Raw genomic sequence first — 23,777 nt, forward strand, 5'->3', positions numbered from 1 at the left:
AGTCTGTGTAATCATAGTCGGTACTTGTTTCGCCGTCAGTTGTTGTTGTGATGTCGGTTAGGCCGTTTTCGTGATAGCTTTCTTCTTCGGTGCCGATTATTTGATTGTCGTCACCAAAACGGAAAGCGGTCTTGGTAGTGCTTGTTTCGCCGTCGTCTTCTGTCGTCTCGTTAAGCTGAGCGACTTGGGTGTACTCTTGCGTTAAATCGTTGACATAGCGAATGGTATTTACCGTTTGATAGCCAACTGTTTGGGTCATTTTTGTGGTGCGCTGACTGGTTTTGCTTCCGCTGCTATCGCTTGCTTTAAGCTCGGTTTTCCCTCGCATGCCATCTTTAGTCACTTTTTGCGTACTTGCTTCTGCATACGCTGAGCAACCTTTAGACGCATCATTGGCGCGAGTTTCTAATTGTGCCGCTAGAGTTTCTGTTTTGCCTTTTTGACTATCTTTGTCGTATTCTGTAATCCATTCACTTAGCGACCCTTTGAAGGACTTGGTTTTGTCTGTGATGGTTTGTTTGCCTATGCGATTACCAAATGCGTCATATGTGTATGTCGTCTGATTGCCTTCGTTGTCGGCGGATTGAATCAGTTGGTTTTCGCCATTGTACGTGTATGTTTCTACTTTACCACTTCGTAAGGCTTTTTTGGTAATGTTACCGTTTTTGTCGTATGTGTAGGTTGTGTCTTTATCACCATCTGCTTTAATCATCGTGAGCGCGTTGTCATCGTCGTAATGATAGTTTTCCGTGGTTTTCTTACCATTTTTATTACGTAAAAGTTTACTTCGGTTGCCGTTAGCATCATAGATATACGTGATTTTTTCGGTGGTGTTGCCTTTGGTTATTGTTGTTTCCATCAGTTGATCATCAGCATCATAGGTGTGGCTCTTGGTTTGTTTTTCGCCACTTTGATTGATGGTTTCTTTGGCTACGTTACCGTTTTCGTCGTAGTTGTAGTCAAATGAGGCGATGGTTTCTCCGGCTTTATTTTTAGTGATGACTTGCTCGGTTTCGCCAGTTGCTGTGTATTTATAGCTAGTCGTCGTGCCATTGCTGTAATGAATGCTCAGTGGCAGGCCATTCGCATCGTAAGTGTAGCTGGTTTTTTTACCGTCTGATTCGATGACATCGGTTAGCAGATTGGCGTCATTGTAGCGATAAGTTACGCGCGTGTTATCTGGATAAATGAGCGCGGTTTTGCGGCCAATTGTATCATATTCGTATTTCAACGTTTCGCCGTTTGCATCTTTGACTGATAGTACGTCACCGAATTTATTGTAGGTAAACTTGGATGTTCCGTCTTTTGATGTGGCGGTTTTTACGTCGTCATTACTGTCATAAGTGTATTTGTAGCTGCCACCATCAAATTGTTGCTCAACTAAATTGTTTAATTCATCGTATTTGAAAGTTGTTTTTTCACCATCTGGCTTCGTTTTAGACTTTAAAGAACCATCTAATTGGTATTCGTATTTTTCGTTTTTGCCTTCTGGTGTTACTTCTTTGACGAGGTCACTGCGATCGTTGTAGCTATATTTTGTGACAAAACCTTTGGCGTCTTTGATTGCTGTAACGTTATCTACTTTGTCGTAAGTGTAAGTTGATTTTTGTCCTAATCGGTTTTGTGCTGCTGTCATGCGATCTAGTGCGTCGTATTCGAAGCGTTCTTTGTTGCCTTTTGCGTCTGTTGTTTCGCTAAGATTCTCGTTACCATCGTAGGCCATTTTTGTTGTGTGACCTTTGGCATCTGTAATAGAACTTAGCAGGTTACGCGCATCATATTGGTATTTAGTTATTGCGTTTGTTGGGTCTTTGATGCTGATAACTTGGTCGTTTTTATTGTAACGATACTCTGTGCTTGCTGCGAGTGGGTCGATTTCTTTGGTCATGTTGCCTTTTTTGTCGTAGGTGTATTTGTAGACTTGGTTACCTGGATCAATCATGGAGGTAACGTTGCCGACTTTGTCATACTGAATTTTAGTATCATTGCCCCGAACATCTCGCATTGTAGTAACACGGTCTAGTTTATCGTACGTATAGCCAACCGCAAGTTTATTTGGATACGTAATTTGCGTCATGCGCTGGGTATCATCATATGTGTAGCGCGTGATTCGACCTTGAATATCTTTTTTCGACGTTTGCTGACCTAATTTGTCATACGTATAGCTGGCAATCGCCTTTTTCTGCTGATTATCACTTTCTTCGATAAGGTCGCCGTATTTGTTATATTTGTAGCTTTGTTTATAGCCAATCGGGTCCGTTTCAGATAAAAGTTGATCGTCTTTATCGTAGCTATAAGTGGTCGCATTACCATTTGCATCTATTTCTTTGGTCACATTGCCACGTAGGTCGTATTTAAATTTCGATGTGGTACCATAAGGCTCTTTGACTGTCAAAATGTTATCTGCGTTGTCATACGTGTATTTCGTTGTGTTTCCACGCTTATCTGTTTCGGCGATAAGGCGTCCCGCTGCGTCATAGCTGTTCAGGAGTTTGAATCCTGCTGCATCTATTTCGGTTGTTAGGCGCCCTAATTGGTCATAGCCGAATTGTGTTTTATTTCCTTCTGCATCTGTCTGGCTTGTGACTAAACCTGTTGCGTCAAAAGTTTGTTTTGTTATGCCGCCATTTTCATCGGTAACTGCTGTGACATTGCCATTTGCATCGTAAGTTACGCTAGATTTAGCGCCGGCTGGATTCGTTGTCGTAATCAGCTCGTCGTTGCCGTTGTATTGATAGCTTGTTGTTTCGCCTAGCGGGTTTGTTTCTGACAACAAGTTACCTTCTGCATCGTAATTATAAGTATATTTCCCAGTATTTGGTAAAACTTCCGAGGTAATATCGCCACGTTTGTTGTAGGCGATGCTTTGCGCCTTGCCTGTCGGGTTTTGTTGCTTCACTAGGCGGTTCGCTGCATCATATTCGTAGCTTGTTTTATTGCCTCGCATGTCGGTTTTACTGCTGACATTGCCGAATGTGTCATAGGTGTAGGATTCAGTGCGACCTTTACGATCGGCAATACGGGTCACGTCGCCAGTTGCGTTGTATGTGTAGCTCTCTTTTTGACCTGTATTGTCTTGTTGTTCTAGCAGTCTGTCCATTTTGTCATAAGTATACGTTGCTTTTGTGCCATCTGGATTTTTTTGTTCGATGACGCGGTCCGCCTTATCATAACTGTAGGTTGTTTTTCGACCGAGTGGATCAGTACTTGTTGTCAAATTGCCACGCTTATCGTAGTCATATGTTGTTTCGTTACCTAGGGCATCAATGATTTTAGACACTTCGCCTGTTTTTGTGTAACGATAGCTTGTTTCATTACCGTATGGATCTATTTCTTTGATTAAATCACCGTTTTTGTTATAGCGATATTGAGTGATATCGTTTGTTGGTGAAATTTCCGTTTCGACTAAATGGAGCGCATTATAGGTATATTTTGTGGTATTACCTTCTGCGTCCGTTTGGCGAATCACATTACCAGCGTTATCATACGCCATTGTTATAGTATGACCATTGCCGTCCGTAATTTTCGTGACATTGCCGTCTGCGTCGTACACATAGTGGGTTTTCTCACCAAGCTCGTCGGTTTCGATTTCTACTTGATCAACTTTATCAAAACTATAGCGCTTTACGCCGCCAGCTGCATCTTGTTCTGAGGTCACACTACCATTTTCATCGTAGCTATATGTCGAAACACGGCCGGATTCTTTTAATTTTGTTGTGTTTCCGTTCGCATCAAATTCATACGTCTGAACGTTACCAGCTTGATCGACAAAACGTGTAATATTGTCCATTGCATCATAGCTAAATTCTTCTGTTGTCCCGTCTGGATAGGTGATTTTCGTGACATTTCCGTCTGCATCATAGGCATAGCTTGTCTTGTTGCCAAGTGGGTCTGTTTCTTGTGTCTTATAGCCTGATTTTGTATCATATAGATAGCTTGTTTTTTGACCATCTTCGGTTTCCTCGGATAATTTTTGACCAAGTGCATCGTAACGATACGTAATGACCGAGCCATCTGCCGCAATCGCTTCTATCATCCGATTTTGCGAGTCATACTTAAATTCCTCCGTGTTGCCGAGTGGGTCTGTTTCGCTAATTTTATTGCCATTTCCGTCATATTTATACTTTGTAACGCCGCCAAGTGGATTCGTTTCCTCACTCAAACGACCAAAGGCATCATATTCAAAAGTAGTGCTATTCCCGTTCTCATCGGTTTCGCTTGTCTTATTACCATTTGAATCATAGGAATATTTTGTCGCTGCTCCATTTGCATTCCATTCGCGCACTAGTTCACCGCGTGCGTTTCGTTCATATTTTTCCGACTTACCGTTTGCATCTGTAATACTACTCAACATCGACAAATTATCATAGGCGTAGGTTGTCTCATTACCGCGGCCGTCCGTTACTTTTGTCGGATTTCCGTTCGCATCATAAGCGGACTTTGTTACCGCGCCATTTGCATCAGTCTCTGTAACCACCTGACCATCGGCATTATGCGTAAATCTCTTCACACCACCGTTTGGCTCCGTTATTTGTACGACATTCCCATTAGAATCATAAGTATAGCTCGTTACGCCTCCACGGCTATCCGTCACGCGTATCAATTGGTTCTTCGCGTCAAATTCGTTCGTTTCTATTGTCCCATCTGGATATACGGTTTTTGTCAGATTTCCGTTTGCATCATTTTCAAAAGTTGTCGTATTTCCCAATTGGTCTATGGAAGCGACTAATTGATGTTTATCGTCATATTTATTTTCAGTCGTTGTATCGTCGGCATACTCAGTCTTCGTGGTTTGGAAGCGCTCATTAAAATAAACCACCTTCTTATTACCGTTGAAGTCTGTTGTCGTTGTTTTACCTTTCCCATATTTCAGTGTGGCAGTATTGCCTTCTCCGTCCGTTTGTTCCGTCACACGACCTTCTGCATCAAATGTATTTTTAATCAATAATTTTCCGTTATGGTCTTTATACGATGTCATATGGTGTTCCGAATCATACTGATATGTAATTACTTTTCCAGTTTGATCCACCAGTTTTATCAGGTTTCCATCGTCATCATATGAATAAGCCAATTTCCCGCCATCAGGCAACACAATTTCTTTCAAGTGCCCATCTGCATCCCACGTATACTGCAACACCTTCCCGGAGCCAGTGACCATTTTCACCAATTCACCATCAGTATTGTACGTATAGTTCGTTACATTTCCATCCTTACTTGTCACTTTTAAAAGCAGGCCGTTTGCAGCGAAAAGAGAGATTTTGCCTGTTTTTGAATCCACAATCTCAAATTCACGCGCGCCGTTTTTATTCACTTTTTTTGTAAGTGCTAGTGGCTCATCTTCTTCTATTTCAAAAGTTCCATCCGGCTGCTTCTCAAAAAACACACTCCCGCCATCTGAGCGCGTCAACATCACGGTGCCGTCTTCTAAGAAACCTAGCTGATCAGCTAAATTAAAGGTCCAATTTCGTCCGATAGGGCTATCTTTGCCTTGTGCCATCGAATTATAAGTCCGCGTAATCGTCTGTTCCTCATCGAAGTCAAACCATTTCGCATCCTCCATGTTATAAAGCAAGTTCCCACTATCAAAATTAATTGGTTCATATCCGAATGTACAATGCTTGCCACGCCCTATAGCAAGCGCATCAAGCCGCATTTTCTCCGCTGTATCGTAATTTCCCGATTGGTAGGCTTTACCAGCATTTTTTTGTGGATTCCGAATGAACACGACGTTTCCTTGAACGAGCAATTCATCCTTCATATTATTATCTAGCATAAACTGCAACCGTTTATTTGCAATCCCGTAGAATTTCAAAAGGCGAGGCAACGAGTCTAGACCTGTCACCTTATAAATCTGAAACGTATCGTATTTCTTACTTACAGATTCGTTTCCATCTTTAATCTCCGTTTCTACTTGATATAAATGATTTTCTTTCAAAGCACCTTTTAAAAGTAGCGTGTTTGTCTGCCAGTTACTCATTAACTCCCGGTATTCCTGTGTTTCACTACTTAGCTTCGGATAATTCGGGAATAAATAATCTCGACCAATTGAAGGATCCGTTCCGCTAAATGCTACCTTGTTTTTATCCGATGTATCGATAATTTTATAATTAATTTTCGCATCCGGGCGACCAACGCCGTCCATTCCAAGCGCTGTAAAATCCAATTTCCCATCATTATTCGCACTTACAAACGGACGCAAATAAAGCTTTGTGTCTTTAAGCGGCATGTCCGCATCAATCGGCGGGCGCTCACGGTGTTTAAATACACATACGGCGACTCGCTCGTCACCCCAGACTTAGGCGCAGCAAATACATCAGCTTGCGAATATGGTAGTTCAAACCCATTCACTTTTGCTGTTTTCACAATTACACCGTTGTTTTTACCGCCATTCACCCAGTCCTTCGCAACATTTGTAATATCAAAAGAAACTCGGCGATTCGCATCATCAATTTTTCCAATATACGTTTCTTTTCCATCTACATTTGCAGGCGGACCATACGGGAAACCAAGATTTTTAAATTTACCATATGTTAAATCGGCAATATTACCAACGTCTTTCGTAATTCCATGCACTTCAAATAAACGTTTCACAACGCTTCCTTTACTATCTTTTGCCCGGTCTCCCCAAAAGCCTTCCGTGCCACTTCTAAAAAGAGACAACTCTGCCGATTCAATTTCACGGTTTGTACCAATTTTTTTAATCTCGCTATCTGGCACTTTCACAACACCATAGGTAATAAAATGAGCGGCTCCGAGTGTCCCTGAATTATTCCCATCATCGTAACCAATATACATGTATGGTTGGAAAGAATACGCCACATCATCCCGATATTGACGTAAACTTGTAGCTTGAATTCCATTTGTAATTTTTGTGCTCACAAAAGAAACAGCCACCTTGGCCAAATTACCTTTAAGGTTTGTCGTATTAAACTTCGCGACCTGCAACTGATACCCGGTTTCCGTCTTCACCGTTTTCGCAGTTAACGTATCCATAACTGAGCCCGTCTCATCTTCTAAAACAGGGCTTGGAATCGCGCCAATCAAATCTTCACCACGATAAATTAATGTTGCCGCGCGCTTTGCATCGTCTTTCAAAGTCACGTCACTTGGAACCGTCAAATCAAATGTAACCTGTTGTTCCGTATCGTCTCCCGTCTTCACATACTGCCCTAGCTCCATACCAAAGCTATCGGCTTGCAACGTGAGCGGCTCCGTTTTATCATCTTCACTCGCATACATGATTCGGTTATCTTTCGCTACAACCTGAGCCAAATCAGCCTCACCACTAGGACGAACAGCCACATTCGCGCCGTCTAAGCTAAGCGTTGGCATCGTCTCATCCGTCACCACTTTTGGCGTCGTGATCTCTTTCGCTGTCTCACTTGCAGTCCAATTCTTCTCGCCATCTTTCACTAGCGTTGTATCAAAGTCCGTCCACTTGCCCGCTTCATCCTTAAAATGCACTGGCTCTGTAAAATAATACGTCTCTCCCTCGCCCGTATTTTCATTTACAAAAGTTTTCGTGTTTTCCGTACGCTCCGCAACAACCTCCGTCATTCCAGCAGCTGATGCATCTTCCGCTAAAATATCTGTCACATTCGGTGTCTCTTCCTCAAACAAACGAACAGCATCCGAATTCTTATCGCTTAAATCCTCATCAAGCGTTGTATCTTTCGGTGTACTCTTATCCTTTAATTGCTCCTGTGCATCCTCATTTAAGTCCGCCACAGTCACTTTATCTTGCGTAGAAAGTTGCTTTCCATAATAATTTCCAAACTCATTCTCAACATTTACCGCTCCTTGCACAAATTGCCACGGTAGCAGTGGAAATAAAAGTAACGTCACCAGTAAAATTTTTATGCCCTTTTTCATATGTAATCCCCGTCTCCCTTTTATATCTCAGTTTCTTTCTTTACACCTTTCTCTATCTCTAAAATCTTTTTCAGAACTTGCTTGGCTTGATTAAAATCCTCTGCTTCAATCGCATCATTCATAACTTTTAGCTCTGAAGCCACATCGCCATATGCAGTGTAAATGGTCTGATCTTTTTTAGATAAGTCATCCCATATTTTCGGTTTTTTAGCCTCTACATAAATTGTTCCGAAACTCTTTTCCATCTCCCGTAACTCCGCTAAATACAGTGGATTACAAATGTCCCCATTCAACTTTAAATCCGACCATTTTGCGTAATTTCGTTTGAAGTCTAGTTCTACTTTTAACGGTCCTGTTCCTTTTTCATCATGTGCACAATCTTGAAGCACGAATACAAGTATCGCAATCAACACTAAAAGCATTGCCAAGACTATCCATAGCTTCTTCTTTTTCGATAAATTTCTCATCCCATATCCTCCCGTTTTTCACAATCTCAGCAAGTATATCATAAAAACAAGTTGATTTTGTGTGCTTGAAGCAACGTTCGATTTTCTGTCACATTTGCGTTTTATACCGTACATAGCTCCCTCAAAAAAAGCTCGTCAATCTACCAGTTGAAGCAAAGTAAATATGCCTCAAAACCCTTGGCTGGCAGTCTTTTTCAGCACGCACAAAAAAGGTAGCACTCCGTAGAATGCTACCTTTCTCATCCATATCATCATAAAAAATATGGAAACATTTCTATTAGTAAAGCTATTTAAAATCATAAAAAATCATTTCATCACTAGAATTATGTCATTTTGCTTAGCCTTATAATTCACAAAATTACTGCTATCTATAAATTCTCAATTAAACCAGCCTTGCACACCATTAGAAACGTAGCTTCCAATGCCTTTAAAGAAAGAACCTACTGCTTGAGCGGAAAGCATGAACCAGTTCGCTTTTTCGACGTCGCTAGCAGTTAGTACGTCAATTGTTTCTGTTTGTTTTCCATCCAGATAGCCTAACTTGTCGCCATCTTTTAGAGATACTTCCATTTTGCCGACTTCCGTACCTTTTTTAACTGGTGCTTCTATTGTTTTTTCTTTTAGTGTTACATCGGTATTTAACTTAGGAGCGTTTCCGTTCTTCGGTACTACTAGTTTTACTGCGTCTTTTGTAACGAGTCCAACTGTGTCTTCTTTTCCTTTATCTACAGCGATACTAGCTGGCTTTTTCACTTTCGAGCCTGCTTTTTGAACTTCTTTTACTTTGAAATTGTTAAATGCATAATCTAGCATTTTATTTGTTTCGTCAAAACGAGCACTCGTATGTTCACCTTTACCACCGCCGTTAGCATGAAGTACCACGGTAACAACTCGCATGCCGTCTTGTACCGCTGTTGCAGTCAAACACATTCCAGCGTAATCAGTAGTTCCAGTTTTCAAGCCATCAACACCTTGACGACCGTAAATTAATCCTGGTAGTAACCAGTTCCAGTTTGACATGTCAATTTGGTCAGGTGTGCCTTTACGGAATTCTTTTTTCGTTGTACTAGCTGTTTTAAGAACATCAGGGTAATCATCAATTAAGTGTTTTGCAAGCTTTGCCATCCCGCGAGCTGTCATCTTGTTCTCATCTGTTGGACCGCCCACTTGCTGGCCGCCTTTTAAATCTTCATTGTTAAGCCCAGTCGAGTTAACAAATTGGTGTTCGCCTAGTTTTAGTTCTTCTGCTTTTTTATTCATTAAATCAACAAATTCTTTTTCAGAACCCGCTATTTTTTCAGAAATGGCAATTGCAGCCCCATTCGCGGAATAAATTGCCATCGCTTCATATAATTCTTGAACACTATACTCTTCACCTAACCTAAGTGGAACATTCGATAAGGAAGTGTCTTGAGAAACTTTGTAGGCATATTCAGAAATAGTTACTTTATCGTCCCATTTCAATTGTCCTTTATCAATAGCTTCAAGTAATAAGTATTCATCCATCATTTTCGTCATGGATGCGATTCCCATTAGCTTATCAGCATCTTTTGAATATAAAATTTTACCAGTACTCTCTTCAATCGCGATTGCTGCATTTGCATTGACGTTTGGTGCTTCCGCGGCTTGTGCTGCTTTCGGACTTACTAAAAAGCCACTTACTGCAAGGGATGCTGCCATGATTAAGATCCCTGTTTTTTTAATTATATTTTTCACTGCAACTTCTCCTTCATTTTGAGCAAACAGTTAGCTCAGTTTATCTATATTTTAATCAAGAAACCTATTTTAAAATTCCCTTTTTGAATAAGTTTCATTTTTTGACGGATACTTTCATATTTTACCATGATTTAATAGTGTCGTATATAAAACTTTTCGCCCAAAAAGCCAAACTTCTAGCGAATAATTGGTAGAAGAATATGGGACGGGTATTCTGGGCTATGATAAATCGTTTGGCTCGCAATTTGACTTTCGGTTGAATGAATAAAACTACTGCCCGTATTTGGGTTAGGATCAAATCTCGGAAAGTTACTAGAAGATATTTCGACGCGGATTCGATGGCCTTTTTGAAATAAATTACTTGTTGCCCATAAATCAATTGTATATTCATTAATATTATTTTGCACATTATCGCTATGTTGTTTGTTCGCCCGGATGATACCATCTGCTAAGTTAAAAGCAGTTCCATCTGGAAATACATCTACTAATTTCGCTGTAAAATCTGTATTAGGGGCGTTTGTTTTTGCCCAAAGTTTTACTTGAATTGATCCAGTAACTTCGATTGCTTCTTCTAGTGGGTCTGTCGAGTAACAAAGAACGTCTTCGCGAAGTTCGATTGTTTGTTGATCACGAGGTCCATCTGCATGCAGTGCTTTATGTAAGGTGCCACCACCATTTGATGGTACTGGTTTTTCTGGATTATAATTGAATTTTGCTTCAGAAGAGGTAGTCGGCGGTGTGAATTCTGCACTTACTTTTTCCTTTTTAAAATATAGTGGTGTCATATTTGCATTTTGTGGCGGCCAGTTTTCAGCTGTTTTCCAGTCGTTCAAACCCATCACAAAATAATTAACCGGCGCCGATGCTGGTAATGGCTCTTTTTTCAACCAATGATTGAACCATTCTATATGTCTTGCGTGCATATTCGCCTCGCCCCATTTAGTGGCCGCCATTCCAAAATCACGGTCACCAATCATCTGTGTAAAATTAGCATGCGTCCATGGTCCAATGATGAGCTTATCTCCAAGACCGCGCAAGTGACCATTTTGAAAATTAGCGATTGTTTTATCTAAAAAGCAGTCATACCAACCAGCAACATGAAGTCCTGGCACATTAATTTTATTATAATTGCTTTTCGCGTCGATTTTTTGCCAGTGATTATGTTCCGGTTCATAATTTAGCAACTCAGAGAAATAAGGCATTTCATTTTGCCCGATTGCTGGCCAGTCTTTATAAGGTTTAAATTGATAAAGTACATCTAAATGGTCGAGGTTTTTCATTAATGCCTTTGTTGCTGCCTCTAATTCATCCCTTGTTTTATACGTACGCGCTAGCATGTTTGGAAGCATAGACTCTAGATTCCACGTTTCCCACATCCCTAGCTCTAACGCACCGTCATGGTCGTTAAATACATCTGTCATACTATTTTGCGCCATGATTGGTGCGATTACTTTCAAATGTTTATTACCGCTTATCGCAGCTAATATTTGTGTATAACCGTAATACGACAACCCGAACATGCCGACATCCCCATTAGAATAAGGCAAATTAGCTGCCCATTCAATTGTGTCATATCCATCATCTACTTCTGCTATGTAAGGTACAAATTCGCCTTCTGAAGTGTATCTACCGCGAACATCTTGAACTATCACAATATAACCTTGCTCTGCCAAAATATTAGGACGGATAAAATGGAGACCGTATGATTTACTATAAGGTAATCTTGTAAGCAAAACTGGATATTTCCCTTCACCGGCCGGACGATATATATCTGCATAGAGTGTCACTCCATCGCGCATTTTAGCTGGGATATCTGTTTCAATAATTAATTGATTATGTTTCACGTGAAACATCTCCTTTTCAGTGTGGATTGCTCTTTTATTGTTTCGTATACGACAGACTATGTCAAACAAAGTGACCCACTCAATATGAGTGGGTCACTTTGTTCCATCTTATTTATCCAGCTTCAATTTAGCAAGCGCTTCAGCCATTGGATTGTTAAATGGCTCATCTTCTTGCTTGTTTTGTTTTTTCATAAATTTAGCTACATCTGTTTTGGATACATTTTTATTTTTCTCCTTATCGCGACGCTGTTGGAACGCAGATAATTTCTCCCGGTGTCCGCAAACACATATAAAAATTTGCTTATCACCTTCGCCCCGCATTTCCATACGTTTGTGGCAATTAGGACAACGTGCATTAGTCGTTCTCGAAACTGATTCACGATGACCACATTCACGGTCCTGACAAACCAGCATTGTTCCGCGTTTACCTTTGACTTTTAGCATCGGCTTACCACAGTCTGGGCATTTTTGTGAGGTAATATTATCGTGACGGAATTTTTTATCGTTTTGTTTTATTTCAGTTACTGCTTTTTTGGCGTAATCACGCATTTCTGCAGTGAATTTCCGGTAATCTAGCTCACCTTTTGCGATTTTCGATAATTTTTGTTCCCAACGAGCCGTTAGTTCTGGAGATTTTAAATCTTCCGGAACTAATTCTAATAACTGGCGCCCTTTAGAAGTAATTAGAATGTCCTTACCTTGCTTTTCTAAAGAGAAACTATTGAACAATTTTTCAATAATATCAGCGCGTGTTGCCACTGTTCCAAGTCCTCCTGTGTCACCAAGAGTTTTGGCTAAAGCTTTGCTCGTTGATTCCATATATTTAGACGGGTTTTCCATAGCTGAAAGTAAGGTTGCTTCATTAAATCTCGCTGGCGGCTTTGTTTTTCCAGTCTCTAAATTGATTCGTTTAACTGGAATTGTATCGCCTTTTTTCATTTTAGTTAACTGATCTGGTTCGCGCGACTCTCCATAAATACTTTTCCAACCAAGTGATTTAACAACTTTACCTTTTAAAGCGAATTCTTCTTGACCTATTTTGGCTTTAACAGAGGTTTCTTCGTAAATATATGGCTCTGAAAGCACTGCTAAAAAGCGTTTGACAACAAGGTCATAAATTTTCCGTTCTTTATCGCTTAAATCTCCAAGTGATACAGGCTGCTCAGTTGGAATAATTGCGTGATGGTCACTTACTTTGCTATTATCTACAAACGATTTGTTCGCTTTGATCGGTTTTCCGCTGATTTGGCGGGCTGCTTTTGCATTTTCACCCACACCACATGCCACTAAACGTTCTTTAAGTGTTGGAACGATATCTGTCGAAATAAAGCGTGAGTCTGTTCGTGGGTATGTTAGTACTTTGTGTCGCTCGTATAAAGTTTGCATAATATTAAGCGTTTCTTTCGCTGAAAAATCATATCTATTATTAGCATCGCGTTGTAATTCGGTTAAATCATATAAACCTGGTGAGAAAGTTTTCTTTTCTTTCATAGTGACTTCTGTAATTATCGCATTTTCGCCTTGTAAAGATTTTACTAGTTTTTCCGCTAAAGCTTTATCAAAAGTTTGGCCATTGTTCCACGTGAAACTTTCTCGTTCAGTTAACGCGGTAATTCCATAGTATTCACGTGGTTTAAAGTTGCGAATCTCTTCCTCACGATGTTGAATCATTGCAAGGGTTGGCGTTTGCACTCGACCACATGAAAGTTGAGCGTTGTATTTTGTTGTTAACGCACGTGTGGCATTGATCCCTACCACCCAGTCAGCTTCAGAACGAGCGACAGCAGAGTGATACAGATTTTCATAAGCTTTCCCTGGTTTTAAGTGTTCAAATCCTTCACGTATCGCTTTATCCGTTACAGAGGAGATCCATAGTCTTTTTAGAGGCTTCTTGATTTTCGCATAGTCAATAATCCAGCGAGCTACAAGTTCTCCCTCTCTGCCTGCATCTGTTGCAATGACAATGGTTGTTATATCTGGACGATTCATTAATTTCTTAACCGTTTCGTATTGTTTTCTCGTTTGTTTGATTGGTTCTAATTTCATTTTTTCTGGAAGCATTGGTAAGTCTTCCATATTCCAGCTTTTGTACTTTGCATCGTAGCGTTCTGGGTCAGCCAGTGTTACAAGGTGCCCAAGTGCCCAAGTTACTACATATTTCCCACCTTCTAAATAGCCATTCTTACCTTGCTTAGCTCCGAGTACCCGACCAATATCTTTACCGACAGACGGTTTTTCTGCCAGCACTAATGTTTTTGTCATCTGTCAAAACCCTCTCTTCTATCTTATTTTGTTGCCTCTTGTTGCAATACTGCCAAGAATTCAGCACCATATTTATCGCGTTTCATCGCACCAATGCCTTTGACTTCAAGCAGTGCATCTTCCGTTTGTGGCATATATGCACACATGTCACGTAACGTTTCATCTGAAAAAATGATATATGGCGGCACCTTGTGTTTTGCTGCCAGTTCCCGCCGCACTTCCCGCAATTTCTCGAAAAGGTCACTGTTTACATCTATTTTAACTTTTTCAGCACGTTTCGCTTGTTTTCTTTCCACTTTTAGTTCCCCTCGCAACACTGATATTGCTCGTTCTGTAAGTTTGAGTGAGGGAAATTGGCTATCAGTTGGTTGTAAATATTTTTCTGCTGTGAGGTAATCAATTAGTTGCAATACATCTTTTTGAGATGCATCTTTCATTAAGCCATAGGTACTAAGTTCTTCAAAGTGCCAATCCTTCACTTTTTGATCAGCAGATCCGGTCAAAACCTTAGCAATCAATACTTTTCCGAAACGTTCCCCCATTCGTTTTATACAAGAAAAAACTTGTTGCGCTAAAATCGTAATATCTGTGGCTTCTCGTGTATCTAAACAATTACTACATTTTCCGCAGTTTTCTTCGTCGTCACCAAAATATTGGACGATATATTTCTGCAAACAAATTTCTGTATAACCATAACCCGTCATTTGACGTAGCTTGACGAATTCATTTTGTTTACGTTCATCATCCATTTCGGATTGCTCAATTAAAAACTGTTGAATACGACTATCTTGTGGAGAAAAGAGCAGAATACAATCACTTGGAACACCGTCTCGACCAGCTCTCCCTGCTTCTTGATAATATGCCTCAATGTTACGCGGAATATTATAATGAATAACAAAGCGCACATTGGATTTGTTAATGCCCATTCCAAAAGCATTCGTTGCTACAATTACGCGAATATCATCATATAGAAACTTCTCTTGCCAATCTTTTCGGGCTATATCAGTCATTCCGCCGTGATACATACCTGATTCCACACCTTTTTTAAGCAAAAAACTGTGGATTCGCTCCACTTCTTTTCGTGTAGACGCATAAATAATACCTGATTCCGTCGAATTTTTCGTTAAATAATCAATTAAATACTTGTCTTTATCTTGACCTTTTACTACTTGAAATGCTAAATTATCTCTGGAAAATCCAGTTTTGATAACAGAATTTGGTTTTATTTCTAAAAGACGACAAATATCGTCTGAAACAGCTTGGGTTGCTGTAGCAGTAAGCGCGATAACAAGCGGACGCCGGGTCATTTTATTTAAGCTATCGCAAAGGCTCAAATAGCTTGGTCTAAAGTCATGCCCCCACTGCGAAATACAGTGTGCTTCATCAATTGCAAATAGCGCAATAGGTACTTGTTCGATTAAGCGCTGGAATCCGGAAGTTTCAATTCGTTCCGGGGCAATATATAGCAGCTTTATCTCTCCAGAAAACGCAGCTTCAAGGCGAATATCTATTTCTCTATTAGTAAGCGTACTATTAATAAAAGTAGCTGCAATACCTTCTGAGATTAGCGCATCTACTTGATCCTTCATAAGTGAAATTAGCGGAGAAACAACTATGGTTAAACCATTAAAAAGAAGTGCTGGGATTTGGTAGCAAAGTGACTTTCCGCCGCCAGTTGGCATGATTGCTAGCGTATCTTCACCCGCGCAAAGTTTCGAAATGACATCTACTTGCCCATCTCGAAAATCTTGATAACCAAAATTTTGCTGTAAAATAGCTCTGGCTTGTTCTATCATTATCTTTTTTCACGCCTCCTCTATAGAAACAGTATAGCGGTTTTATGCATTTAATTGAAGCTTTTTGAGGAAATTCATTTTTTCTTAGTATTATCTTGTTTTATAAAAGAAATTAAAAAGCAGAAACCTCTTTTGGAAGAGATTCCTGCTTTTTCGACCTTAAGAAATGCTATAATTTGGTGCTTCTTTAGTAATTTGAATATCATGTGGATGGCTCTCGCGTAGTCCGGCACCAGTCATACGAACAAAAGCTGCCTCTTCACGAAGATGTCTTAAATCAGGGGAACCAGTGTAGCCCATACCTGAACGAATACCACCAACTAATTGGAAGATAATATCAGCAACGGAACCTTTATAAGGAACGCGACCTTCAATACCTTCAGGAACGAGTTTTTTCGCGTCTGCTTGGAAGTAACGATCTTTAGAACCGTGCTCCATTGCTGCCAAACTACCCATACCACGATAAGTTTTAAATTGACGGCCTTGGAAAATTTCTGTTTCACCAGGGCTTTCGTCCGTTCCAGCCAGCATACTTCCTAGCATAACTGCATTTCCTCCAGCAGCCAGCGCCTTCACGATATCACCAGAGTATTTAATACCACCGTCCGCGATAATTGTTTTACTAAACTCACGTGCAACAGTCGCACAATCATAAATGGCTGTGATTTGCGGAACTCCGACACCCGCAACAACACGTGTCGTACAGATGGAACCTGGTCCAATACCAACTTTCACGATATCAACACCAACTTCAAAAAGAGCACGTGCTCCTTCAGCTGTCGCAACGTTTCCAGCCACAATCACGACATCTTTGAATGTTTGACGAATTTCAGAAATTTTATTAATAACGCCTGCTGAATGTCCGTGCGCAGTATCAATTACAATCGCATCTACACCCGCTTCGATTAATTTCTCTACGCGTACAAACGTATCATTCGTAATCCCAACAGCTGCTGCAGCAAGTAGTCTACCGTGCTTATCTTTAGCAGAGTTCGGAAATTCAATTACTTTTTCAATATCTTTAATAGTGATAAGACCTTTTAGAATGCCCGCTTCATCCACAAGTGGCAATTTCTCGATGCGGTGTTTTTGCAAAATCTGCTCCGCTTGTTTTAAAGTAGTTCCAACTGGTGCTGTCACTAGGTTTTCTTTGGTCATAACATCTTTAATTACTGTAGAGTAGTCTGAAATAAAACGTAAATCGCGGTTAGTTAAAATCCCAACTAGTTTGCGCTCCTTCTCGTTATTGACGATTGGAACACCTGAGATACGATATTTACCCATCAAATGCTCTGCAGCAAAAACTTGGTGGTCTGGAGTCAGATAAAATGGATCAATAATAACGCCGCTTTCAGAGCGTTTCACTTTTTCGATTTCTTCTGCTTGTTGTTCAATACTCATATTTTTATGAACAACACCGATTCCACCTTGGCGCGCAATCGCTATTGCCATTTTAGCTTCCGTTATTGTGTCCATTCCGGCACTCCAAATTGGTACATTTAATTTGAGTGATGGAGCCATTTCTACACTTAAATCTACATCATTGGGTAATACGTCCGATTTCGCTGGAACAAGTAAAACATCATCAAATGTTAAGCCTTCTTTTGCAAATTTTGTTTCCCACATGGGTCGCAAACACTCCTTTTTTATTGGTACTCGCTTTTTTATATAGAAAAAACGCATCATCTTATCCTTATTTTCATAAAGAAAAAATGGTGGAAAATCTCCACATCATGCGACTTGTCTTCTATAATCATGCTGAAATAGCCAATGTATATTTTTAGTTATTGAATATGATGTTACAAGAAGCTAGGAGCTATGTCAAGAAGGTTTTCCGTTGTTGTTTAATTCAGAAAATATAGTAAAAAATGTTTCACGTGAAACATTTGAAAAAGCCGTCTAAGATTGTTATCTTAAACGACTTCACTGTTTATTAATTTATTGTATAACTTCAAGTTTTCTTCATCGAAACAAACGAAACGTATTTCTTTAATACTTGCATCATACTCTTCTTCCATCCATTTGCGAACGGTATAAAGCGCTACCTCTGCTGCTAGTTTTTTAGGAAAACCATATACACCGGTAGAAATATTAGGAAAGGCAATCGAAGTTAAGTCTTTTCCAGCCGCTAAATCCAAAGCTTTCCAATAACAAGACGCCAGTTTGTTCGCTTCCTGATGCTCTCCGTCCTTCCAAATCGGACCCACAGCATGAATAATGTAATTTGCTTTTAAATCACCTGCAGAAGTGATAACTGCTTCACCTGCTGGACATGAGCCAATACGATTAATAACCTCTTGACATTCTTTTAATAAATCAGGACCAGCTGCTTGATGGATAGCACCATCCACTCCGCCACCACCCAGGAGTCCTGGATTAGCAGCGTTCACAATGACGTCCACATTTTGTTCTGTAATATCACCTTTTACAACTGTTATCTCCATACCATCACCTCTTTTCTTCATTCTAATTTATTTAGAGAATGATTTCCAGCAAGGTGATTATCCTCGTTTACTAATGGCATAGCTGTAGTTACCTTCATACACAGCTAATTGTTTATTTTCAAGCCAAATTACTTTTGAACAGAGCTGATCAATAAAATAACGATCATGTGATACAGTAATGATTGTCCCGGTAAAAGTCCGGATTGCTTCTTCCAATACTTCACGAGACGCAATGTCCAAGTGGTTGGTCGGTTCATCAAGAATAAGTGTATTCACAGGCATATTAATAAATTGAGCTAATCTAAGTCGCATTCGCTCGCCACCGCTAATATTTGCTACTTTCCGGAAAACCATCTCCCCGTAAAACATGAAGCCAGCTAGCATTTGCCTCGCTTCTCCCTCTGTCACAGCAACCTTATCTCGAAACGCTTCAAGTACTGTCATTTTTTCATTCAACTCTTCCATTTGTTGTGACAGCGAGGCGATTTTCACACTTGCTCCGACTTTCACCGTCCCGTTATCCGGCTCCACTTTTCCTTCTATTATTTTTAATAAAGTGGATTTTCCGGTACCATTTTTACCAATAATTGCCACTCGCTCGCCTTGTCTAATTTGTAAAGAAACATCCTGCATAATTTCTTTTTCGCTAAAAGATTTATTTAAATTCTCCATCACAACTACGTCTTGCCCGCTTCTGCTAGCCTCGTCAAATTGTAATTGCATTTGTTTTTGTGTTAATACAGGGCGCTTCACTTTTTCCATACGTTCTAATGCTCGTTCCATATTTTTTGCCCGACGGAACATTGCATCATTTGGCGGATTGGCTTGCATAGCCCACTGGCGCAATCTTTTTATAGCTTGCTGCATCTTTTTGATTTTCTTTTGTTGGTCTTTATAATCTTGAAATTCGCGTAATAGTCGTTCTTCCCGCTCTTTTAAATATCCGGAAAAATTCGTATGATAAATGATTAACTCGCGGTTCTCAAGCTCCACCATTTTCTGGACTACCTCATCTAAAAAGTAGCGATCGTGAGACACAACTAACACGGTTCCAGCGTAATGTTGTAAAAACGAGGTCAACCATTCTACTGCCATCAAGTCTAAGTGATTTGTTGGCTCATCCAAAAGTAACAAGTCCGTTTTCTGCAATAATAAATGGGCTAATGCTGCTTTTGTTTTCTCACCGCCACTTAAATCGCCCCATTTTTGAGGCAGTAATGCTCCAATACCAAGTCCATTGACCACTTTGCTCAAGTTAGCATCCATTTCATATCCACCGAGCTCACCGAATAAAGCCATTTTATCTCCGTAGCGGTTCATTAGCTTTTCGCTTGAGTTTGTTGCCATTTCTTCTTCTAATGCCCGTAATTCTTTTTCTAACTCCTCTAACTCACCAAAACTAGTTCGTAAATATTGTTCAACTATTATATTGGGATTTACTGTAGATAGTTGTTCTAAAAGTCCTATTTTAGCGCCTTTTTTACTGGTTACAATCCCACTATCAACGCCCTCTAACCCTTTTAAAACCTTCAAAATTGTACTTTTCCCTTCACCATTACGACCAATTAAACCGACGCGCTCGCCTTCTTCTAATTGAAGAGATACTTTCTCTAAAATAATATCTCCAGTAAAACTTTTAACTACATCATTCATTGCTACTATTGTCATTTTATCCTCCATTTATCCAAGGAAGCATGGCAAATTGTTTCACGTGAAACATTTTTTTAGACAACAAAAAAGCGTCAGACAAGCGCCCGACGCCAATTATAAGTATAATACTAATTTAGCACTATACAAACCGATTGCGTGACTCCATGCTTCTCTCATTTTTTCTAGTTATACAGTTTTTTGGGCAGACTTCACCAATGTAACTGCAATACCGGAAAAAATTGCACGGACAATATACAAAAATTCAACTATACTATTGCGTGCACTCAAAAGAAACATGTCATCTCACCTCTTTTCATTAATACATATAGAATAAGGGATGCTGCCTCAAATGTCAATTGTTCTCCGTATCACATACACGAAACACAACGTTTCAGTTTAGAAACTTATACCATTGATATGAAACACGAACCCAAAGCAGCAAAAACTATTTACCAATCAGTCGAAACCGTTTACATTAATAAAGCAAGCAAAACTAAAACAGACTAATCGCACATAATTTTTGGAGGTGCCATAATGGAACATAATAAGTTGAAACCTTTCCCAAAAGATTTTCTATGGGGATCAGCTTCTGCAGCGTACCAAGTAGAAGGTGCCTGGGATGAGGATGGCAAAGGACCATCTGTATGGGATGAATTTGTTCGTATTCCTGGAACAACATTCAAAGAAACAAACGGAGATGTAGCGGTGGATAATTATCATCGCTACAAAGAAGATGTCGCGCTAATGGCTGAACAGGGCCTAAAAGCATATCGTTTCTCTGTCGCATGGAGTCGCGTTATCCCGCATGGTAACGGGGAAGTTAACGAAGCTGGACTGAAATTCTATGATAACTTGATTGATGAACTTCTTTCTTATGGAATTGAGCCAATTGTTACACTTTACCACTGGGATATTCCGCAAGGGCTTCAAGACGAATATGGTGGATGGGAGTCACGCAAAGTCGTAGAAGATTTCACTAACTATGCTGCCCTTCTATTCGAACGCTTTAACGGACGAGTTAAATACTGGGTTACACTTAATGAACAAAATGTATTTATCTCACACGGTTACAAATTAGCATATCACCCACCTGGCGTTTCTGACGACAAGCGTATGTTTGCTGCAAATCACAATGCGAACTTGGCGAATGCTTCTGCAATTGCTAAATTCCGCGAGCTAGGTACCTCTGGAAAAATTGGACCAAGTTTCGCTTACGGACCAAGTTATTCCATTGATGCTAATCCAGCGAATGTGCTCGCTTCTGAAAACTCTGAGGAATTCAATGCCCATTTCTGGATGGATGTTTACACATGGGGTGAATATCCGACTGCTACTTGGAATTGGCTGGAAGAGCACGGTCTTGCGCCGGAAATCTTACCAGGCGATACCGAACTTCTGAAAAAAGGAAAACCTGATTTCATGGGAGTTAACTATTACCGCTCAATGACTCATGCCTTTAATGGGAAAGACGGCGTTGGTTCTGGGAAAATGAATACAACTGGCGAAAAAGGCACTTCCGAGGAAACTGGTGTACCGGGGTTATACAAAAACACCAACAATCCTTACTTAGAGAAAACGAATTGGGACTGGGATATTGATCCAACAGGCTTGCGCATTGGCTTACGTAGAATTACTAACCGCTATAAATTACCAATCATGATTACAGAAAATGGTCTTGGTGAGTATGATAGCTTGACGGAAGACCACAAAATCCACGATGAGTACCGAATTGAATATATTCGCGCCCATGCTCTAGCAATCCAAGAAGCAATCACGGATGGTGTAGAGATGCTTGGATACTGCACTTGGAGCTTCACAGATTTACTAAGCTGGCTAAACGGCTACCAAAAACGTTACGGTTTCGTATATGTTGACCGCGACGAAAACGATGAAAAAGAATTGAAACGCTATAAAAAAGACAGTTTTTACTGGTATAAAAAGACAATCGAAGCAAACGGAGCTAATTTAGTAGAGGAACAGGGCAAATAAGCCTTGTTCTCTCTCTGCTTCAACCATTTTGGGAGGGAAATTTTAATGAAAAAAATATTACTTGTATGTGCGGCTGGAATGTCGACAAGCTTACTCGTTACTAAAATGAAAGCGCACGCAACCTCTATTGGGGAAGAAATTGAAATTGAAGCATTGCCAGTATCAGAAGCTAGCAGTGTGGTAGATAAAATGGATATTGTTATGCTTGGACCTCAAGTCCGTTACCAAAAACCGCAAGTAGATGAACTCGTACAGGGACGTATTCCAGTTATTGTTATTGATATGAAAGATTATGGTATGTTAAATGGGAAAGCCGTTCTTGAAAAAGCTTTCGCGGAGATTGGGTAAGGAATTTTCATTTAAAAATAGGGAGGTTTTAAAATGAGTATAATGTCAAAATTCGAACACGGCATGGAACGTGTTTTAGTACCAGTAGCGAATAAATTGAACTCACAGCGCCATATTGCAGCAATTCGTGATGCATTTATTTTAGTTTTCCCATTAATTATGGCCGGTTCAATTATCACTTTGATTAACTTTGCAGTGTTATCTCCGGATGGCTTTATTGCAAAAATCTTATTCCTAGGGAAAATCTTCCCTAATTTAGCAGATGCACAGGCTGTATTTTCGCCGGTAATGCAAGGTTCGACCAATATTATGGCGATTCTGATTGTATTTCTAGTCGCGCGGAACCTCGCCATCTTCTTTAAACAGGATGATTTGCTCTGTGGGCTTACCTCGATAGGTGCATTCTTTATCGTCTATACGCCTTACACAGTTGTTGATAACGCATCTTACATGACAATCAAATTCTTAGGCGCACAAGGTCTTTTCGTTGCTATTATCGTAGCAATTATTACTGGGGAAGTATTTAGCCGTCTAGCTAGATCCCCTCGTTTAATGATTAAAATGCCTGACCAAGTACCACCAGCAGTTGCTCGTTCTTTTAAAGTATTAATTCCAGTTATCATCATCACTATTCTTTTCTCTGTCATTAACTACTTAATCACATTAATCGCTCCAGAAGGTTTAAACGACCTTGTTTACACAGTTATTCAAGCTCCACTTAAAGACATGGGAACTAACGTATTCTCTGTTATCATCATCGGGCTTGTTTCTAATTTACTTTGGGTACTTGGTATTCACGGGCCTAACACTGTTGCGGCTATTCGTGACACCATCTTCACTGAACCAAACTTAGACAACTTATCTTACGTAGCACAGCATGGTTCTGCTTGGGGAGCTCCATACCCAGCAACATGGGCTGGCCTAAATGACGGATTTGCAAACTACGGTGGATCTGGTATGACTCTAGGTTTACTGATTGCTATCTTTATCGCTTCTCGTCGTGCAGACTACCGAGATATCGCGAAACTTTCTCTTGCACCAGGGATTTTCAACATCAATGAACCAGTTATTTTCGGTTTACCAATCGTATTAAACCCAATTATGGTTATTCCTTTTATCATTACACCAGCAATCAATACATTAATTGGTTACTTCTTTATCTCAACAAAACTTATTCCACCTGTCGCCTATCAAGTGCCTTGGACAACTCCAGGACCACTGATTCCATTCCTTGGTACAGGAGGAAACTGGCTCGCGCTTCTGGTCGGCTTGCTCTGTCTAGCCGTCGCGACAGTCATTTATCTACCATTCGTACTTGTATCTAACAAAATTGCCGCGAGTGATGCAGCAATGGACAAAAATGCAACAGCCTCAACAGAACAATAGGAT

Annotated in this window: 14 protein-coding genes; 4 read left to right on the top strand and 10 right to left on the bottom strand. The window is 40.2% G+C overall.

The annotated features are described in order from the left end of the window. The 10 genes from HCB38_RS09400 to abc-f all read right to left on the bottom strand — a co-directional run. On the bottom strand, positions 1-6,226 hold a 6,226-nt coding region (locus HCB38_RS09400), incomplete at its 3' end, for a DUF6531 domain-containing protein (protein WP_260484270.1). Then, complete coding sequence (locus HCB38_RS15090; protein WP_260484271.1) at positions 6,184-7,872, bottom strand: DNRLRE domain-containing protein; 1,689 nt, start codon at positions 7,870-7,872, stop codon at positions 6,184-6,186. The genes HCB38_RS09400 and HCB38_RS15090, both read right to left, overlap by 43 nt. 20 nt (positions 7,873-7,892) lie before the next feature. Next, the gene (locus HCB38_RS09410) at positions 7,893-8,339 is read right to left on the bottom strand and encodes a hypothetical protein (protein ID WP_185638334.1); all 447 of its coding nucleotides are present in this window, start codon (positions 8,337-8,339) and stop codon (positions 7,893-7,895) included. A gap of 378 nt (positions 8,340-8,717) precedes the next feature. Continuing rightward, entirely contained in the window at positions 8,718-10,055 is a 1,338-nt protein-coding gene (gene pbpD1 / locus HCB38_RS09415; RefSeq protein WP_185638336.1) for a D-alanyl-D-alanine carboxypeptidase PBPD1, read from the bottom strand. 176 nt (positions 10,056-10,231) lie between these two features. After that, entirely contained in the window at positions 10,232-11,899 is a 1,668-nt protein-coding gene (locus HCB38_RS09420; protein WP_185319692.1) for a CocE/NonD family hydrolase, read from the bottom strand. A gap of 108 nt (positions 11,900-12,007) precedes the next feature. Further along, complete coding sequence (locus HCB38_RS09425; protein WP_185638338.1) at positions 12,008-14,161, bottom strand: DNA topoisomerase III; 2,154 nt, start codon at positions 14,159-14,161, stop codon at positions 12,008-12,010. Between the two features lie 23 nt (positions 14,162-14,184). Next, positions 14,185-15,957, bottom strand: coding sequence for a DNA helicase RecQ (gene recQ / locus HCB38_RS09430; protein WP_185620313.1), 1,773 nt, complete (start codon positions 15,955-15,957; stop codon positions 14,185-14,187). A 159-nt stretch (positions 15,958-16,116) separates the two neighbouring features. Beyond that, a complete protein-coding gene (guaB, locus tag HCB38_RS09435) occupies positions 16,117-17,583 on the bottom strand; it encodes an IMP dehydrogenase (RefSeq protein ID WP_185620312.1) in 1,467 nt (488 codons plus the stop codon). 287 nt (positions 17,584-17,870) lie between these two features. Then, positions 17,871-18,401: an ADP-ribose-binding protein gene (locus HCB38_RS09440; RefSeq protein ID WP_185319689.1), complete on the bottom strand. Its 531-nt coding sequence runs from the start codon at positions 18,399-18,401 to the stop codon at positions 17,871-17,873. Between the two features lie 57 nt (positions 18,402-18,458). Next, positions 18,459-20,069: a ribosomal protection-like ABC-F family protein gene (abc-f, locus tag HCB38_RS09445; RefSeq protein ID WP_185638340.1), complete on the bottom strand. Its 1,611-nt coding sequence runs from the start codon at positions 20,067-20,069 to the stop codon at positions 18,459-18,461. 180 nt (positions 20,070-20,249) lie between these two features. Here abc-f and HCB38_RS09450 point away from each other — a divergent pair, with 180 nt between their 5' ends. The 4 genes from HCB38_RS09450 to HCB38_RS09465 are packed head-to-tail and all read left to right on the top strand — an operon-like array spanning position 20,250 to position 23,774. Continuing rightward, positions 20,250-20,558, top strand: coding sequence for a hypothetical protein (locus HCB38_RS09450; protein WP_185607938.1), 309 nt, complete (start codon positions 20,250-20,252; stop codon positions 20,556-20,558). Positions 20,559-20,585: 27 nt separating this feature from the next. Then, positions 20,586-22,040 (top strand): glycoside hydrolase family 1 protein, encoded by a 1,455-nt coding sequence (locus HCB38_RS09455; RefSeq protein ID WP_185638342.1) that lies wholly within the window; start codon positions 20,586-20,588, stop codon positions 22,038-22,040. Positions 22,041-22,085: 45 nt separating this feature from the next. Beyond that, positions 22,086-22,388, top strand: a complete 303-nt coding sequence (locus tag HCB38_RS09460) for a PTS sugar transporter subunit IIB (protein ID WP_003725315.1) — start codon at positions 22,086-22,088, stop codon at positions 22,386-22,388. Between the two features lie 33 nt (positions 22,389-22,421). Beyond that, positions 22,422-23,774, top strand: coding sequence for a PTS sugar transporter subunit IIC (locus HCB38_RS09465; protein ID WP_003725316.1), 1,353 nt, complete (start codon positions 22,422-22,424; stop codon positions 23,772-23,774). Positions 23,775-23,777: the final 3 nt, after the last annotated feature.

Source organism: Listeria farberi (genome assembly GCF_014229295.1).
In the GTDB taxonomy this organism is placed as follows: Bacteria; Bacillota; Bacilli; order Lactobacillales; family Listeriaceae; genus Listeria; species Listeria farberi.